General features: G+C 68.4%; 13 protein-coding genes. 8 read left to right on the top strand and 5 right to left on the bottom strand.

Features of this window, described 5'->3' with window-relative positions; translation table 11 throughout:
* Positions 1-22 precede the first annotated feature (22 nt).
* The 3 genes from CFP71_RS05585 (at position 23) to CFP71_RS05575 (ending at position 3,973) form a co-directional block, all read left to right on the top strand.
* On the top strand, positions 23-1,099 hold the full coding sequence (locus CFP71_RS05585) for a sensor histidine kinase (protein WP_093932754.1): 1,077 nt from the start codon (positions 23-25) through the stop codon (positions 1,097-1,099).
* Complete coding sequence (locus tag CFP71_RS05580; RefSeq protein WP_093932753.1) at positions 1,096-1,764, top strand: response regulator; 669 nt, start codon at positions 1,096-1,098, stop codon at positions 1,762-1,764. The genes CFP71_RS05585 and CFP71_RS05580 overlap by 4 nt, the downstream gene beginning before the upstream one ends.
* 109 nt (positions 1,765-1,873) lie before the next feature.
* Positions 1,874-3,973 carry an MMPL family transporter gene (locus tag CFP71_RS05575; protein WP_093932817.1) on the top strand — a complete coding sequence of 700 codons (2,100 nt, stop codon included), beginning with the start codon at positions 1,874-1,876 and terminating at the stop codon, positions 3,971-3,973.
* 83 nt (positions 3,974-4,056) lie between these two features.
* On the opposite strand, the gene CFP71_RS05570 is transcribed toward CFP71_RS05575, so the two are convergent.
* Entirely contained in the window at positions 4,057-6,228 is a 2,172-nt protein-coding gene (locus CFP71_RS05570; RefSeq protein ID WP_093932752.1) for a 3-hydroxyacyl-CoA dehydrogenase NAD-binding domain-containing protein, read from the bottom strand.
* Positions 6,229-6,238: 10 nt separating this feature from the next.
* Entirely contained in the window at positions 6,239-7,450 is a 1,212-nt protein-coding gene (locus CFP71_RS05565) for an acetyl-CoA C-acetyltransferase (RefSeq protein WP_005150611.1), read from the bottom strand.
* A 146-nt stretch (positions 7,451-7,596) separates the two neighbouring features.
* Between CFP71_RS05565 and CFP71_RS05560 the strand changes: the two genes are divergently transcribed.
* From CFP71_RS05560 to CFP71_RS05540, 5 genes are all read left to right on the top strand, one after another.
* Positions 7,597-8,790, top strand: a complete 1,194-nt coding sequence (locus tag CFP71_RS05560) for a TetR/AcrR family transcriptional regulator (RefSeq protein ID WP_093932751.1) — start codon at positions 7,597-7,599, stop codon at positions 8,788-8,790.
* A 35-nt stretch (positions 8,791-8,825) separates the two neighbouring features.
* Positions 8,826-10,037: a low temperature requirement protein A gene (locus tag CFP71_RS05555; protein ID WP_093932750.1), complete on the top strand. Its 1,212-nt coding sequence runs from the start codon at positions 8,826-8,828 to the stop codon at positions 10,035-10,037.
* Positions 10,038-10,147: 110 nt separating this feature from the next.
* The gene (locus CFP71_RS05550) at positions 10,148-11,443 is read left to right on the top strand and encodes an acyl-CoA dehydrogenase family protein (RefSeq protein WP_093932749.1); all 1,296 of its coding nucleotides are present in this window, start codon (positions 10,148-10,150) and stop codon (positions 11,441-11,443) included.
* 181 nt (positions 11,444-11,624) lie between these two features.
* Positions 11,625-12,833, top strand: coding sequence for an acyl-CoA dehydrogenase family protein (locus tag CFP71_RS05545; protein ID WP_005150627.1), 1,209 nt, complete (start codon positions 11,625-11,627; stop codon positions 12,831-12,833).
* 150 nt (positions 12,834-12,983) lie between these two features.
* Positions 12,984-13,991, top strand: coding sequence for an MASE1 domain-containing protein (locus CFP71_RS05540; protein WP_093932748.1), 1,008 nt, complete (start codon positions 12,984-12,986; stop codon positions 13,989-13,991).
* 3 nt (positions 13,992-13,994) lie between these two features.
* Here the strand turns inward: CFP71_RS05540 and CFP71_RS05535 are convergent, their stop codons facing one another.
* The 3 genes from CFP71_RS05535 to CFP71_RS05525 all read right to left on the bottom strand — a co-directional run bounded on the left by CFP71_RS05535 (position 13,995) and on the right by CFP71_RS05525 (position 16,673).
* Positions 13,995-15,050: an alpha/beta fold hydrolase gene (locus CFP71_RS05535; RefSeq protein WP_093932747.1), complete on the bottom strand. Its 1,056-nt coding sequence runs from the start codon at positions 15,048-15,050 to the stop codon at positions 13,995-13,997.
* 117 nt (positions 15,051-15,167) lie between these two features.
* A complete protein-coding gene (locus CFP71_RS05530) occupies positions 15,168-16,031 on the bottom strand; it encodes an SDR family oxidoreductase (protein ID WP_093932746.1) in 864 nt (287 codons plus the stop codon).
* Between the two features lie 129 nt (positions 16,032-16,160).
* A complete protein-coding gene (locus CFP71_RS05525) occupies positions 16,161-16,673 on the bottom strand; it encodes a GNAT family N-acetyltransferase (RefSeq protein WP_093932745.1) in 513 nt (170 codons plus the stop codon).
* Positions 16,674-17,115: the final 442 nt, after the last annotated feature.

Raw genomic sequence — 17,115 nt, 5'->3', positions numbered from 1 at the left:
CGGATCGCGCTACTCTCGTCCTGTGGCGATCCTGCGGCAGTACGCGGCGGAACTCGCGGTCACCGTGGCGGTGATCGCGAGTTCCGTCGCGGTCTCGCTCGGCGCGAGCGCGGAACCGCCGCGGAACGCGGTCCTCGGCTGGATCTGCGTGGTGCTCGCGTGCGCCGCGTTGTTCCTGCGCCGCCGGTACCCGCTCCCGGTCGCGATCTTCACCGCGGTCTGCTGCGCGATCTACTACCCGCGAACCGATCCGGACGGGTTCGTCCTGCTCGCGTTCGCCTTCGCGCTGTACAACAACGCCTCCACCGGGCGGATCCGCAGCGCGGCGGTCGTCGCGGCGGCCTCGATGGGCGGAGTCGCGATCGGCGAGGCGCAGACCGGTGCCGCACGGCAGGTCGACAACTTCGCGTTCCTGCTGATGACGGGCTGGTTCATCGCGCTGATCGCGGTCGGAGCCGTGACCTTCTACCGCCGTGAGGCCGAGCGCACCAAGGAATCCGAAGCACAGCGCAGGGCCGCGGACGAACGGCTCCGGATCGCGCGTGAGCTGCACGACGCCCTCGGCCACAACCTGGCGCTCATCAACGTCCAGGCGGGCGCGGCGCTGCACGGCAAGGATCCGGCGAAATCCGAGGAGGCCCTGGCCACGATCAAACAGACCAGCAAGGACGCGTTGCGTGAACTCCGCGCCACACTGGGAATGCTGCGGCAGGTCGATACACCGAGCCTGGCCAGGGTCGCCGAACTGGCCGAATCGGCGGGCGCGCACGGCCTGACCGTCCGGACCGAGATCGACGGCACGGCGCGGGACCTGCCGCCCGAAGTCGAACACGCCGCCTTCCGCGTCGTCCAGGAGGCGCTGACCAACGTCGCGCGCCACGCCGCCGCGGACACCGTCGTGGTGCGGATCGGCTACACACAGCATGATGTGTCCGTGCAGATCGACGACGACGGCCGGGGAGGCAAGGCGAAACCCGGCAACGGGATCCGCGGGATGACCGAACGGGCCGAGGCACTCGGTGGCGAGCTGACCGCGACCGACCGCGAGGACGGCGGCTTCCGCGTCCGCGCACGGCTTCCGTTACGGGTGAAGAAATGATCCGGGTCCTGCTCGTCGACGACCAGCGGCTGGTCCGCGCCGGGTTCAAGTCCATTTTGGACGGCGAGGACGACATCATCGTCGTCGCCGAAGCGGCGAACGGGCGTGAATCGCTCGAAGCCGCGCGCGAGCACGAACCCGACGTGGTCCTGATGGATATCCGGATGCCCGAGATGGACGGGCTCACCGCGACCCGCCATCTGCTCGGAGATCCGGCGCTGACCGGGCTCAAGGTCGTCATCCTCACCACCTTCGACCTCGACGAGGACGTCTACGGCGCGTTGCGCGCGGGCGCCAGCGGGTTCCTGGTCAAGGACACCGAGCCGGAGGAACTGATCCACGGTGTCCGGGTGGTCGCCCGGGGTGACGCGCTGCTCGCGCCGTCGATCACCCGTCGCCTGATCTCGGAGTTCGCCGGCCGGGTGGCCCGCCCGGCGCCTTCACCGGTGCTGAACCGGCTGACCGAACGGGAACGCGAGGTGATGAGCCTCGTCGCGGCCGGTCTGTCCAACGACGAAATCGCGAAGGAGCTCGTGCTCAGCCCGGCGACGGCGAAGACGCACGTCAGCCGCATCATGACCAAAGTGGACGTCCGCGACCGCGCGCAACTCGTCGTCCTGGCCTACGAATCGGGCATGATCACCCCTCGCTGGTTGACCCCGTGACCACAACCCCGGTAGTACGGGAAGCTCCTTAGGGGTATCCGGAAGTTGTGGCCCGAGTGTCCGCCGGAGCCCGACGATTCGTGGCGGGGAAAAGCCGATGCTTTCCGCCATGGACACCACAACTCTCTCCGACAGGCTGCCTGGGGGCGGCCTGTCGAAGCTGGCGGGCTGGTCGCAGCGCCACCGCTGGCTCGCCGTTTCGCTCTGGCTGCTCACCCTCATCGGTGTCACGCTGGGTTCACAGCTGGCGGGCAGCGCCTACCACGACGACCATTCCTTGCCGGGCACCGAATCCCAGCAGATCATGGACCTGTTCAAGGCGCAGGCGCCCGCGCGGACCGGCGCGACCGCCGAGATCGTCTTCAAAACCGAAAGCGGGCTCGCGACCGCGCGCGGGCCGATCGACTCGATGCTCGCCGAAGTTCGTACCCAGCCCCATGTGAAGGCGGTGACGAGCCCTTACGACAACCCGTCCGCGATCTCCCGCGAGGGCACGATCGGTTACGCCGCCATCGCTTTCGACCTCGAGTCGAAAGATCTTCCGTACGACGACATCGTGCGCGTCGTCGACACCGCGAAGAAGGCCGAGTCGGCAGGGCTCCAGGTCGAGCTCGGCGGCGAGCCGATCCAGCGGACGACCGAGAGCGGCGGCCCGTCGGAAGGTGTCGGGTTGCTGGCCGCGCTGGTGATCCTCGTCTTCCTGTTCCGCTCGATCCTCGCCGCCGGGCTCCCGGTGATCACGGCGATCTTCGCCGTCGGCAGCACACTCGGCGTGATCGTGCTGGTCAGCAGGTTCGTCGACATCGCGAGTTACACGGCGCCGCTGATGATGCTGGTCGGGTTCGGTGTCGGCGTGGACTACGCGCTGCTCATCTTTTCCCGGTATCGCAGCGAAATCCTGGGTGGTCTCGACCGTGAACAGGCGGCACGGCGGGCGCTCGACACCGCGGGCCGGTCGGTGCTGTTCGCGGGTGGCACGGTGATCATCGCGCTGCTCGGCCTGCTCGCGCTGGGCCTCGGTTCGCTGCGCGGGGTCGCTCTCGCGGTGGCGCTGACCGTGCTCGTGACTATGCTCGCGTCGGTCACCCTGCTGCCCGCGTTGCTCTCCCTTTTCGGCCGCCGCCTGGAAAAGGGCATTCGTAAGCACGCCGCCAAGCGAGAGCACGGCAAGGCCTGGGGCAAGCTCGGGGACGCGGTCCAGCGGCGGCCGATGGTGCCGCTCGCGCTCGGCTTGCTCGTCCTCATCGGACTCTCCTTGCCCGCGCTCGGCATGCGTCTCGGGTTCGCCGACGCGGGCACGGATCCCGAAACGTCGACCACGCGACAGGCGTACGACCTGATGTCCGAAGGCTTCGGCCCCGGGTTCAGCGAGCCGCTGATCGTGGTCACCGAGAACGGCGATGGCGCCGCGCTGCGAAGGAAACTCGAAGCCACACCGGGAATCGCCGAAGTCACGCCGCCGATAGGGCAAGGCGTCACGACGGTCCTCGCCTTCCCCACGTCTTCGCCGCAGGACGAAGCGACCGCCGACCTGGTGGAACGGCTGCGGACCGACGTGCTGCCGACGCTGCCTGGCGAGTATCTGGTCGGTGGGAGCGTCGCGGCCGCGGTGGACTTCGCGGACGCCGTCGGCGACCGGCTGCCGCTGTTCGTCCTGGTGGTCGTCGGATTGTCGGCGTTGCTGCTGATGGTCGTGTTCCGCTCGATCCTGATCCCGCTCAAGGCGGCCGTGCTGAACCTGCTCAGCATCGGCGCCGCGCTCGGCGTGATGACCGCGGTGTTCGGCGACGGCCTGTTCGGGGCACAACCGGGACCGATCGAGGCGTTCGTGCCGGTGCTGATCTTCGCGATCGTGTTCGGGCTTTCCATGGACTACGAGGTGTTCCTGGTGTCCCGGATGCACGAGGAATGGCGGCGCACCGGCGACGCGCGCCACGCCGTCCGCGAAGGGCTCGCCTCCACCGGCGGGGTGATCACGGCCGCGGCGGTGATCATGATCCTGGTGTTCGGGGCGTTCCTGCTCAATCCCGATCGGATGCTGGCGCAGTTCGGCCTGGGGCTGGCGGTCGCGGTGCTGGTGGACGCGTTCGTGATCCGCTGTCTCGTGGTGCCCGCGGTGATGCGGCTGCTCGGGGAACGCGCCTGGTGGCTGCCCCGCCGGCTGGACCGGCGGCTGCCGCACGTGGCCTTGGAACCGTCTTCCCACTAGACCTGAACGACATGAAAGGCCCCTTCATCGCAAATTTTGCGATGAAGGGGCCTTTCATTGCACGCTAAGACAGGCGAAGCGGCTTACTCGTAGATCTCGCCCTTCGCGGCCTTCTCGACCAGCGAAGCGGGCGGGTTGAAGTGGTCGCCGTAGCGCTCGGCCAGCTGACGCGAGCGGTCGACGAAGCCCTGCAGGCCACCCTCGTACTGGTTGATGTACTGGATGACACCACCGGTCCACGCCGGGAAACCGATACCGAAGATCGAGCCGATGTTGGCGTCCGCGACGGTGGTGAGCACACCTTCGTCGAAGCACTTCACGGTTTCGAGCGCCTCGGCGAACAGCATGCGCTCCTTGAGGTCCTCGAACGGGACCTCGGCGCTGCCCGACTTGAACGCGTCGCGCAGGCCCGGCCACAGACCGGTCCGCTTGCCCGCCTCGTCGTAGTCGTAGAAGCCCGAGCCGGTGGAGCGGCCCTTGCGGTCGAACTCCTCCACCATGCGATCGATGACACCCTCGGACGCGTGCGCGTTCCAGGTGCCACCGGCGGCCTCGATCGCTTCGCGGGTCTCCTTGCGGATCTTGCGCGGCAGCGTCAGGGTCAGCTCGTCCATCAGCTGCAGCGGCGGCGCCGGGTACCCGGCCTGCGAACCGGCCTGCTCGATCGACGCGGGCTCGACACCCTCGCCCAGCGCGGCGACGGCCTCGTTGATGAACGTGCCGATGACGCGCGAGGTGAAGAAGCCGCGGCTGTCGTTGACGACGATCGGGGTCTTCTTGATCTGGAGCGTGTAGTCGAAGACCTTCGCCAGCGTGGCGGGCGAGGTCTTCTCACCGCAGATGATCTCGACCAGCGGCATCTTGTCCACCGGCGAGAAGAAGTGGATCCCGATGAAGTCCTCGGTCCGCTGCACGCCCTCGGCCAGCGAGGTGATCGGCAGCGTGGAGGTGTTGGAACCGAGCACCGCGTCGGGGTTGACGAAGCCCTCGATCTCCTGGAACACCTTGTGCTTCAGCTCGACGCTCTCGAAGACGGCCTCGATCACGAAGTCGACGCCGGCGAAGTCCTCCGCCTTGTCGGTCGGCTTGATCTTGGCGAGCAGCGCGTCGGACTTCTCCTGCGTGGTCTTGCCGCGGGAGAGTGCCTTCTCCTCCAGCTTGACCGCGTAGCCCTTGCCCTTTTCGGCGCCTTCGAGGGTGACGTCCTTGAGCACGACGTCGATGCCGGCCTTCGCCGAGACGTACGCGATCGCGGCGCCCATCATGCCCGCGCCGACGACGCCGACCTTCTTGGCGGTGTACTTCTCGAAGCCGTCCGGCCGCGAACCGCCGGAGTTGATGCTCTGCAGGTCGAAGAAGAACGCCTTCGTCATGTTCTTCGAGACCTGGCCGGTGGCGAGGTGCACGAAGTAGCGGGTCTCGACGGTGATCGCGGTGTCGAAGTCGACGGTCGAACCCTCGATGGCCGCGGCCAGGATCGCCCGCGGGGCGGGCATGTTGGCGCCCTTGATCTGCTTGCGCAGGTTCGCCGGGAACGCGGGAAGGTTCGCCGCGAAGCTCGGGTTCGACGGGGTGCCGCCCGGGATCTTGAAGCCCTTGACGTCCCACGGCTGCACGCCGCCCTCGGGGTTGGCCTTGATCCACGCCTTCGCGGCCGGGACCAGTTCCTCGACGGTGCCGACGAGCTCGTGCACGAGACCGAGTTCCTTGGCCTTGGCCGGGCGGTGCCGCTGGCCCTGGAGAAGCACGTTCAGCAGCGCGCTCTGGATGCCCAGCAGGCGTACGGTGCGGACCACGCCACCGCCACCAGGGAGCAGGCCGAGGGTGACCTCGGGCAGACCGATCTGGCTGCCCTTGACGTCGGCCGCGATGCGGTAGTGCGTCGCGAGCGCGATTTCGAGGCCGCCGCCGAGCGCGGCGCCGTTGATGGCGGCCACGACCGGCTTGCCCAGCTGCTCGAGCCGGCGCATCTGGCCCTTCATCAGGGCGCTGCTCTCGGTGATCTCGGCCGCGTTCTCCGGCTTGGCCTGGATCAGGTCGTTGAGGTCGCCACCGGCGAAGAAGGTCTTCTTGGCCGAGGTGAGGACGACACCGGTGATGCTGTCCTTCTCCGCCTCCAGCCGGTCGACGACCACGCCGAGCGACTCGCGGAAGTCGGCGTTCATCGTGTTGGCGGACTGCTTCGGGTCGTCCAGGGTGAGCACGACGATGCCGTCGGCGTCCTGCTCCCAGCGGATGGTCTTCGCTTCAGTCATTGTCTCTTCCTCAGACCCGCTCGATGATGGTCGCGACGCCCATGCCGCCGCCGATGCACAGGGTGACCAGGGCGCGGCGCGCCTGACGACGCTCCAGCTCGTCGACGACGGTGCCGACCAGCATCGCGCCGGTGGCGCCCAGCGGGTGACCCATCGCGATGGCGCCGCCGTTGACGTTGACCTTCTCCTCGTCGAGGCGCAGGTCCTTGATCCACTTGAGGACGACCGAGGCGAAGGCCTCGTTCAGCTCCCACAGGTCGATGTCGTCCGGGGTGAGGCCGGCGATCTTGAGGACCTTCTCGGTGGCCGGGGTCGGGCCGGTGAGCATGATCGTGGGCTCGGAGCCGACGGTCGCGGTCGCCACGATGCGGGCGCGCGGGGTCAGGCCGAAGTCCTTGCCGATCTGCTCGTTGCCGACCAGGACGACGGCGGCGCCGTCGACGATGCCGGACGAGTTGCCGCCGGTGTGGACGTGGTTGATCTTCTCGACCGAGTGGTACTTCTGGAGCGCGACGGCGTCGAAGCCGCCCAGCTCGCCGATGCCGGCGAAGGCGGGCTTGAGCTTGCCGAGGCCCTCGACGGTGCTACCCGGACGACGGTGCTCGTCGTGGTCGAGGATCGTGACGCCGTTGATGTCCTTCACCGGGACGACGGACTTCGCGAAGTAGCCGCCGGACCAGGCCGCTTCGGCCTTCTCCTGCGAGCGCACGGCCCACGCGTCGACGTCCTCGCGGGAGAAGCCCTCGATGGTCGCGATCAGGTCGGCGCCGGTGCCCTGCGGGACGATGTAGTTGTCGTACGCGGTGGCGGGGTCCATGAACAGCGCGCCGCCGTCGGAGCCCATCGGCACGCGCGACATCGACTCGACACCGCCGGCGATGATCAGCTGGTCCCAGCCGGAGCGCACCTTCTGCGCGGCGGTGTTGGTGGCTTCGAGGCCGGAGGCGCAGAAGCGGTTCAGCTGTACGCCCGCGACGGATTCGGGAAGACCCGCGTTCAAGGCCGCGGTGCGCGCGATCACGGCGCCCTGCTCGCCGACCGGGGACACGACGCCGAGGACGATGTCGTCGATCACGGCGGGGTCGAGGTTCGGGTGCCGGACCTTCAGTTCCTCGATGAGGCCGACCACGAGATCGACCGGCTTGGTGCCGTGGAGGGCACCGCCCTTGTTCTTGCCGCGAGGCGTACGGATCGCCTCGTAGATGTAGGCCTCGCTACTCACAGAAAAACTCCTCCGCAGTACGGCGCTGTAACAGGACGGATCGTACCGACCAGTAGCCATGCTAATGGCCATTAACATAAACCGCGATAACCCCATGGTGTCAATGGGTTGCGATGCACGCAACCAGCGCTATCGTGTGTTCACCTATGGATCACCCGACCGAGCGTTCCCCGCGACCGCGCGACCGCAAGGCCCAGCTGGCCGGCCTCGCCGCGGAGCTCTTTCGCGCCCGCGGGTTCCACGGCGTCGGCATCAACGACATCGCCGCCGCGGCCGGGATCACCGGACCCGCGCTGTACCGGCATTTCGCGGACAAGCAGGCGGTGCTGTCCTACGTCGTGCTCTCCGGGATCGACGACATGGAGAAGGCCACCACCGAGACCCTCTCCGACGTCGACCTTCCGGCTCCCGCCCAGGTCAACGCCCTGTTGGGCACCCTCGCCGCACAGGCCGTGGAGCGGCGCGAGGTCGCCGCGCTGTGGCGCTGGGAGGGCAGGCACCTGCCCCGGGAGGGCCGCCGGGAGATCCGCCGCCGGTCGGGCGCGGTCCTCGAAGCGTGGTCCAAGGCCCTGCTCGCGCTGCGTCCCGAACTGACCCCCGACGACGCCGAACTGCTGTGCTGGGCGGGACTGAGCGTCTTCGGCAGCGTGTCCGTCCATCACACGTCCGTGGCGAAGAAACGCTTCGCGCAGATCCTCGTGCAGCTGGCCGAGTCGGTGCTGCATGTCACACTGCCCGAGCCCCTGGAGCCCGCGGACGAGACGCCGCCGATCGCGCTCGGCGAACCGTCCCGCCGCGAGCAGATCCTCGCCGCCGCGACAGAGCTTTTCGGGCAGCGCGGCTTCCGCGCGGTGAGCATGGAGGAGATCGGCGCGGCGGCCGGGATCGCCGGGCCCAGCGTGTACCGGCACTTCCCCAGCAAGGCCGCGCTGATGGTGGCGATCGGGCACCGCGCGGCCGACAGGCTGGCGCTCGCGGCGGAACGCGCGCTGCGGACCGACGACGAACGCGACGCGCTGCGCAGGCTGGCGGCGTCCTATGTGCACACGCTGCTCCACACGCCCGAGCTGCTGGTGTCCTTTTCCGGCAGCCCCATGGAATTGCCGGAGCGTGACAAGGCGGACCTGATCCGGGTCCAGCGGGACTACGTCGCGCGCTGGATCGCGCTCGCTTCCGAAGTCCGTCCGGAGCTGAGCCTGCGCGAAGTGAAGATCACCGTGCACGCGGCGCTGACCATCGCGAACGACCTCGCGCGCACCCGGCGGGTCAACGGCCGCCCGGACATCGAAGCCGAACTGACGGCGTTGATGCACGCGGTGCTGAAAGTCAGCTCTCAGTAAACTCGCGTGTCCCGCAAAGGAGTGCCGGGCACGATGTGCGCGTGCCCCTGCATCTGGTGACCCGGGACGAAGACCACAAGGTCTCCCCGCTCGAGCTCTTCTTCGACCTCGTCTTCGTCTATGCCATCACCCAGACCACCCAGCTGATGGCCGACCATCTCTCCCCGCTCGGCATCGGGCAGGGCGTGGCCACGATCGCCGTGCTGTGGTGGTGCTGGTGCGCCTACGCGTGGCTGGCCAACACCCTGCACGTCGACCGGGGCATCGCCCAGCTGGCGATGTTCGCCGCGATGGGGACGATGTTCCTGGTCTCGCTGACGATCCCGGAGGCGTTCACCGATCTGCCCGGCGGCCTGTACGCGCCGCTGATGTTCGTTGGCTGCTACTTCGTCGTGCGGCTGCTGCACCTGACCGCCTACTTCGGCGCGGCCCGGACCGATCCGGGACTGCGCAAGGTGATCATGAGGATGTTCGTCGGGCTGCTGCCGAGCGTCGCGCTGCTGACCGTCGCGGCCTTCTTCTCCGGCTGGGTCCAGCTCGGCATCTGGGCGGTCGCGATGCTGGCCGACTACGTCAACGTCTTCCGGACCCGGTCTTCGGACTGGCGGCTGCACCAGCCCGGCCATTTCGCCGAGCGGTTCGGGTTGATCGTGATCATCGCGCTCGGCGAGTCGATCGTGGCGATCGGCATCGGGATCAGCTCGTACCCGATGTCGTGGCCGATCACGCTGGCCGCCGCCTTCGGGCTCATGCTGGCTTCGGCGATGTGGTGGATGTACTTCGCCGTCGTCGCGCACGTCTCCGAACACAACCTGAAGCGCGCGGAGGGCGTGGAGCGGGTGCAGATCGGCACGGACACCTACACGTTCCTGCACCTCCCGCTCATCGCCGGGATCGTGCTCGTGGCGCTGGGCTTGAAGAAGTCGCTGCTGTACGTGTCCGACACCGAACACCACAGCCTCGCCGACGGCCTGCACGGGACGCCGATCTGGGCGCTGACCGGCGGTTTCGCGCTCTACTTGGTCGCGTTGAGCGGGTTGCGGCGGCGGAACCTGGGCGCGTGGAACGTCCAGCGGCTGGTGCTCGCGGTGGTCCTGCTCGCGGCGACCCCGCTGCTGGAGCTGGTGCCGGCGATCGTGCTGGTCGGCGTGGTGGCGACGGCGGCGGTGGGACTGGCGCTGTTCGAGAGGCGCAAGATCGTGAGTAATCCGGCCCTGCCCGGCCACCCGAATCACTCACCAGCGTGACGTTCACCTCCCCCCTGGTGGCGCATCGGCCCCCGGCGAGTTAACCTACTCACGAGTAGGTAAGCGAGGCAGGGAGACTCACCGTGGGTGCGCCTAGGAAACGAGACGCGATGGGCCTTGGCCTGTCCGCGCTCACCCGGCTGGCCGGGAGCAAGGTCATTGAACGGGCCGGACTTCGGAAGCCCGTGCAGAACCTGGTCAGTGCCGGGACGCGCAACGGCTTCCGGGTCGCGGGCGCGGCGGGACGGACGTTCAAATCCGCCCAGAAGCTCGGCAAGCCCGCGCGGCTCGCGCCGGCCGAGGACACGGGACTGTTCGATCTCACCCCGAGTGAGGACCAGCAGCTCATCGTCGAGACCGTGACGGAGTTCGCGGCCGAACAGTTGCGGCCCGCAGCGGCCGACGCCGACGCCAAGCTCCAGGCCCCCGAAGGCCTGTTGAGCCGCGCCGCCGAACTCGGCATCACGCTCGTCGGCATCCCCGAGGAGCTGGGCGGGGTCGGCACCGAGCGGTCAGTCGTCACGAACGCGCTGGTCGCCGAGGCCCTCGCGTACGGCGACCTCGGACTGGCCGTCGCGGTGCTCGCGCCGTCCGCGGTCAGCACCGCGCTGGTGGCCTACGGCGACGAGCAGCAGCAGGCGGACTACCTGCCCGCGTTCGTCGGCGAGAACGTCCCGGCCGCGGCGCTCGCGCTCCAGGAGCGCACGGCGTTGTTCGACCCGTTCAAGCCCGCCACCAAGGCCCGCCGCACGCCGAAGGGCTACCAGCTCGACGGCGTGAAGTCGCTGGTCCCGAGGGCCGCGGACGCCGAACTGTTCATCGTGTCGGCCGATCTCGAAGGGCGCGGTCCGGCGCTGTTCCTCGTGGAGTCGTCGAACTCCGGCGTCACCATCGAGACCGAACCGGCGATGGGCCTGCGCGGCGCGGCGACCGGCAAGCTGCACCTGGAGAAGGTCGCGCTGCCCGCCGGAGCGCTGCTCGGCGGCGGGAAGGCCGAGGTCTTCACCGAGGTCGTCCGGCTCTCGCGGCTCGGCTGGGCCGCGCTGGCCGCCGGTACCGCGAAGGCCGTCCTCGACTACGTGGTTCCTTACGTCAACGAGCGCAAAGCGTTCGGTGAACCAGTGAGCCACCGCCAAGCCGTCGCGTTCTCAGTGGCCGACATCGCCATCGAGCTGGAAGGACTGCGGCTGGTCGCGCTGCGCGCCGCCGCCCGCGCCGAACAGGGCAAGCCGTACGCCCGCGAGGTCGCGCTGGCCCGGAAACTGGCCACCGACAAGGGAATGCAGATCGGCAGCGCCGGGGTGCAGTTGCTCGGCGGACACGGGTTCGTCAAGGAACACCCGGTCGAACGCTGGTACCGCGACCTCCGTGCCATCGGCGTGATGGAAGGCGCCGTCCTTCTGTAGGTCGTGCCCTGCAAGTCATGTCCGCGGTCTTCGCGCCCAGGCGGCCCCTGACGGCACGGGCGGTCCAGCTGAGTACAACCCGGTACGAGGCCGAACCGCCCGCACCGCCAGGAACCACCTGGATCACGAAGCCCATCGAACGGACTCACAGGACACGACCTAGGACTTTCGAAAGGCAATCATGATCAACCTTGAGGTTCCGAAGAAGGCCGGCACGCTGATCAACCAGGCGTACCAGGCCGCGGCCGAGGTGTTCCGGCCGATCTCGCGCAAGTACGACCGCGCCGAGCACACCTATCCGGCCGAACTCGACATGTTCGCCGCGCTGCTGGACGGGCTGAACTCCTCCGGCGAGGGCGGCGCGGGCGCGGCGGGCGTCCGCCGCTCCGAGAAGAACGAGAAACCGGGCAACCGCAACGGTTCCAACCTCAACATCGTGCTCGGCACGATCGAGATGTGCTGGGGCGACGTCGGCCTGCTGCTGTCCATGCCGCGGCAGGGGCTCGGCAACGCCGCGATCGGCTCGGTCGCCACGGACGAACAGCTCAAGAAGTTCTCCGGGCTGTGGGCCGCGATGGCGATCACCGAACCGGACTGCGGCTCGGACTCGGCCGCGATCACCGCCACCGCGCGCCTGGACGGCGACGAGTACGTGATCAACGGCGAGAAGATCTTCGTGACCGCGGGCGAACGCGCCGACGCCGTCGTCGTCTGGGCCACCCTGGACAAGACGAAGGGCCGCGCGGCGATCAAGTCGTTCGTCGTGGAGAAGGGCACGCCCGGCTTCGAGGTGGTGCGTGTCGAGCACAAGCTCGGCATCCGCGCCTCCGACACCGCCGTGCTGCGCTTCGAGAACGTCCGCGTGCCCAAGGAGAACCTCCTCGGCACGCCGGAGATCGACACCGCCAAGGGTTTCGCCGGGGTCATGCAGACCTTCGACAACACCCGTCCGCTGGTCGCCGCGATGGCCATCGGCGTCGCCCGCGCGGCGCTGGAGGAGACCCGGAAGATCCTCACCGGCGCCGGGGTGACCATCGACTACGACAAGCCCGTCCACAGCCAGCACGCGGCGGCCGCCACGTTCTTGCAACTGGAGGCCGACTACGAATCGGCGTACCTGCTGACCATGGAGTCGGCGTGGATGGCCGACAACCGCAAGCCGAACTCGCTCCAGGCCTCGATGGCCAAGGCGAAGGCCGGCCGGTCGGTCGTCGAGATCACGCTGAAATGCGTCGAGCTGGCCGGGACCCTTGGCTACACCGAGGAATCGCTGCTGGAGAAGTGGAGCCGGGACGCGAAGATCCTGGACATCTTCGAAGGCACGCAACAGATCCAGCAGCTGATCGTGGCGCGCCGGATCCTGGGCAAGACGTCGGCCGAGCTCAAGTAGCGCCGAAGTGCCGTGAAGGGGCCCGTGCAGCTGCACGGGCCCCTTTTTTGTTTATTCCCAACAGAATGACAACACCATCAAGTGAACCGCCGCGGCGGCCGAACAGAGGTACTCTCTTAGCCTTCCCAGACCGCGAAGGCCGGAGTCGCGATGAGACTCGCCGCTCGACAGCTCTCCCCTGCCGCACGCTGGTGCCTCATCGTCCTCGGCGTCACGGTCTGCTACTTCGCGGCGGGCCAGATCGGCATCCAATGGGCGATCGTGCGGGACCAGATCTCACCGCTGTGGCCGGCGGCGGGAGTCGCGCTGGCGGTGCCGATGCTGCTGGGGCCGAAGTACTGGCCGGGGATCTTCCTCGGCGCCCTTCTGACGAACATCGCCCTCGGGCCTTCCCTGGTCACGGTCCTGGTGATCTCCGCGGGGAACACGATCGGCCCGATGCTGGCCTACGCGGTGATGCGGCGGGCGGGCTTCCGCAACCAGCTCGACCGCCTTCCCGACGCCGTCCTCCTGGTGGTGGTCGGGGCGGCCGGAGGCACGGCCGTCAGCGCAGCGCTGGGGACCGGCGTGCTGGTCCTCGACGGCGCGCTGGGCACGGGCGACTTCTGTGCCACGGCCCTCGTGTGGTGGACCGGCGACGCGATGGGCGTCCTGACGGTCACACCCTTGCTGCTCCTGGCGCCGAGGTTCCGCCTGCCGACCCGGGTTTCGCTCGCCCGCTGGGCCGAGGCGGTGGCGCTGGCGGTCTGCGCCCTCGGCACGTCGATCCTCGCGTCCGCCACCACGGCCAAGCTGTTCCTGGTTTTCCCGGTGCTCGTCTGGGCGGCTTTGCGCTTCCGCCAGGCCGGGGCCATGCTGTGCGTTCTGTGCGTCTGCGCCATCACGATCTTCGCCGCCATACACGGAGCCGGCCCCTACGGCTCCTACGAGCTGGCCACCCGGATGCTGCACGTCCAGGCCTTCGACGCCACCGTGGGGATGACGGCGCTGGCGTTGTCGACGATCGTCCTGCAACGCGACCGCGCGACCGCCGAGATCACCGACGCCTGGCGCCAGATCACCGAAATGGTCGATCTCATCGCGCCACGCCAGTCACTGCGCAGCGCGATGACGCCGCCTCAGCGCGAACCGGATACGGGCGACGAACTCGCCGGTTGAGGCTCAGGCGGCCTGCTCGTCGAGGAACCGGTCGAGGTAACGCCACGTGGTGTCGCGCGCCTTCCGGCCCGTGAGGACGCCGAGGTGCCCGCCGGGCGCGGTCTCGAAGGTCACCGACGGCGAGTTGTCCAGCAGTTCGGTGAGCCGTTCGACGGCCGCGCGCGGGGCGATCGTGTCGTTCTGCCCGGCGATGACCAGGGTGGGCACCTTGACGCCGGACAGCGCGATGATGCGGCCGTTGAGGTCGACCGTGCCCTCGGCGAGGTCGTTGGCGCGGAAGAACCGGTGGTAGATCTGGCCGAACGTCCGGCCGGGGTAGGCGATCATGTTGTCCATGAAGTGGTCGACGGCCTCTATCTGCGCCAGGTAGTCCCGGTCGTCGAGGTTCTTCAGGATCGCCAGCGGTTTGGTGATCTCCTTGCTGATCCCGGTGGCGCGGAAGACACGGCTGACCAAATAGGACGGTGCGCCGCCGAGCACACGGTAGATCGGGGTCAGCAGGTGGCCGCCGGTGAGGTCCACCAGCGGACGGAACGGGGCGATCAGCGGGATCGCGGTGAAGTCGAAGGGCGACGCGATGGTCGCGATCGACTCGATCGGCAGATCGGGCTGGTCGGCGGTGGTCAGCAGGGAGAAGATCCCGCCGAGGCACCAGGCGACGACGTGCACGCCCTGGCCGCCGGAGTCCTCGCTGACCTTGCGGATCGCGCGCGGGAGGACCTCTTCGATCCAGTGCTCGATGCCGAGGCGCCGGTCGGAGAAGGCGACGTTCCCGTAGTCGACCAGGTAGGTGTTGCGGCCGCCGTCGACCAGGTGCTCGGCGAGGCTGCACCCGCGGCGCAGGTCGAAGCACAGCGCGGGCGCGGCCAGCGGCGGCACCAGCAGCACCGGCGGCCCGTCCACCGGTTTCCCGTTGGTGCGGAGCCGGTAGACCGACCGGTTGGGGCCCTGGTCGATCAGGACGCGCGGAACCGGGCGGAGATCGGCGACACCACCGTGCAGCACCTTCCCGACGACGTTCGACGCGGCGGCGGCGAGCCGTGCCGGGGGTGTGGCCATGGTGTGCCTCCTGGGGATTCAACGCGGTAAGACGTAATCTTGCCGGTTGGGGGCGCACGACTCAACACCGCCACCGTCACAGGCCGTCCATTTCGGACAGTGGCTAGGCCGTACGAGTTAAGAACCGGCGTCCTTTTCCGCGGCCGGGGCACTGCGCGCGGCCCGCGATTCGTACTCCGCGCGAGCGCTGGAATGCGTTGCGGAGGACAGAATCTTGTCGCCGCCGAGGGCACGAAGCAGCCCTTCGCCGAGGCGGCGCGGAAGCAGTCGTGTGATCCTGCCCATGGCGTCCAGCGACGCGGGAACGAAGACGTCGAACTTGGGACGGCGTAACGCATCGACGATGGCCTGCGCCACATCTTCGGGCTGCACCGACTTGAAGAATTTCGCCTCGCCGAGCCCGCTGGCCAGTTCCGTGCGCACCACCGCGGGCATCACGCAGGACACCAGCACGCCGGTTCCGTGCAATTCCAGATGCACCGATTCCGACAAACCGACGACGGCGTGTTTCGTGGCGCAGTAGGTGGCGGCGCCGGGGAATCCGGCCTTTCCCGCCATCGAGGCGATGTTGACGATGTGGCCGGTGCCACGCGGGCGCATCCGCTTCACGGCTTCCCTGGTGCCGTGGATGACCGCGTGCAAGTTGATCTCGAGGAGCCTGCGGGTCGCCGCGTCCTCCTCTTCGTCGAGCGGCGCGAGCGGCATGATGCCCGCGTTGTTGATCAGCACGTCGATCGGGCCGACGCGCCGCTCGACCTCGTCGAGGAACTCGGTGAACCCCTTTGTGTCGGTGACGTCGAGCGGCAGCGCCTCCGCGCCGAGTTCGGCCGCGGTCTTCTCCGCGAGCACCTGGTCGAGGTCGCCGATGACCACCTTCGCGCCGAGCCGGGACAGCGCCGTCGCGGTGCTGGCGCCGATGCCCTGCGCCGCTCCGGTGATCACGACGACCTTGCCTGCCAGGGAACGTTCACGCTTGGCCATGGGGGCTCCTCTGCGGGTTCGCTGTCCGGGGCACTGTTGGCTATGTGTCAACTATGGTGCACCCGAAACCGCCCGGACGCCATCCATGCCCCCGCCACCACCCTCAACGGAGGAGCTGCGCTCCCGAGCCTAAATCAGCGGCCGCTGCTCGAACACCTGCCCGATCCAGCCCTTGACGTCGAAGCGCTCCGTCGGCTTGAAGCCCTGGCTTTCGTAGTAACGCTGCAGGTCGCCGTCGCCGCCGGCCCAGCAGTCGACCCGCACCAGCCCGATACCGCGTTCCCGCGCCTCGGCCAGCGCGAACTCGATGAGCCGCGAGCCGACCCGGTGCCCGGTGAACCGGCGCGAGGTCAGCAGCAGACCGAGGTAGATCTCGGGCTCGTCGACCGGCGAGACGTGCGGAAACCGGTCACCGAGGATGATCGCCCCGGCCGCCTCGCCGCCGATCTCGGCGATGTACAGCCCCGGCCCGTCGACCATTCCGCGGACCCGCTCGACCCGCTTCGGGATCGTGGACCACGGCTCGGTGCCCCACTGACCCGCGCTCCCCCGCCCGGCCAGCCACGCGACGACCTCGTCGAACATGTCCAGCAGCGTTTGGAAGTCCCCAGAACCACCCTTGCGGATGATGAAATCGCTCATGCTTCCGTTCTACAACATCGTGACGATGCGGTGGGTCTTCGGTGAAGGTGGTCGTGAGTGGTAAGTGACGTTCTAACGACACTTACCACTCACGACCAACCCGACCCACTCACTACCGGCGCTTACCCGCTTGCTGTACATGAAGGCCCCTTTCTTGCGCCTGGCGCAAGGAAGGGGGCCTTCAGGGGTGCTGTGAAGGTCGAGTCTCCTCGGCTGAGCCGCGTGAAGGAGTCCTTTACGCGCGCCCGCTGTGACTGCAGATGCTTCTGGGGAGGAGGTGGCGATCGCCGAGTCCGTGAAGGCCTCCTTGCCTACCTTGAGGGTAGGCAAGGAGGCCTTCACGGACTTCAGGCAGACGAGGGAGGTGCGGACGCGCCCCGGCCGACCTCGCCTAACTGTTCGGCTGAGGTGGTCGTGAGTGGTAAGTGACGTTCTAACGACA

Source organism: Amycolatopsis thailandensis (assembly GCF_002234405.1).
GTDB classification, from domain to species: domain Bacteria; phylum Actinomycetota; class Actinomycetes; order Mycobacteriales; family Pseudonocardiaceae; genus Amycolatopsis; species Amycolatopsis thailandensis.
Note: the sequence above shows the minus strand (reverse complement) of the source record. Positions and strands in the feature narration are given on the sequence as shown.

Excerpts from the sequence above, each read along its gene's own strand:
- CFP71_RS05580 (WP_093932753.1), top strand. The coding sequence starts at position 1,096 with ATGATCCGGGTCCTGCTCGTCGACGACCAGCGGCTGGTCCGCGCCGGG.
- CFP71_RS05575 (WP_093932817.1), top strand. The coding sequence starts at position 1,874 with ATGGACACCACAACTCTCTCCGACAGGCTGCCTGGGGGCGGCCTGTCG.
- CFP71_RS05570 (WP_093932752.1), bottom strand. The coding sequence starts at position 6,228 with ATGACTGAAGCGAAGACCATCCGCTGGGAGCAGGACGCCGACGGCATC.
- CFP71_RS05560 (WP_093932751.1), top strand. The coding sequence starts at position 7,597 with ATGGATCACCCGACCGAGCGTTCCCCGCGACCGCGCGACCGCAAGGCC.
- CFP71_RS05550 (WP_093932749.1), top strand. The coding sequence starts at position 10,148 with ATGGGCCTTGGCCTGTCCGCGCTCACCCGGCTGGCCGGGAGCAAGGTC.
- CFP71_RS05545 (WP_005150627.1), top strand. The coding sequence starts at position 11,625 with ATGATCAACCTTGAGGTTCCGAAGAAGGCCGGCACGCTGATCAACCAG.
- CFP71_RS05540 (WP_093932748.1), top strand. The coding sequence starts at position 12,984 with ATGAGACTCGCCGCTCGACAGCTCTCCCCTGCCGCACGCTGGTGCCTC.
- CFP71_RS05535 (WP_093932747.1), bottom strand. The coding sequence starts at position 15,050 with ATGGCCACACCCCCGGCACGGCTCGCCGCCGCCGCGTCGAACGTCGTC.
- CFP71_RS05530 (WP_093932746.1), bottom strand. The coding sequence starts at position 16,031 with ATGGCCAAGCGTGAACGTTCCCTGGCAGGCAAGGTCGTCGTGATCACC.
- CFP71_RS05525 (WP_093932745.1), bottom strand. The coding sequence starts at position 16,673 with ATGAGCGATTTCATCATCCGCAAGGGTGGTTCTGGGGACTTCCAAACG.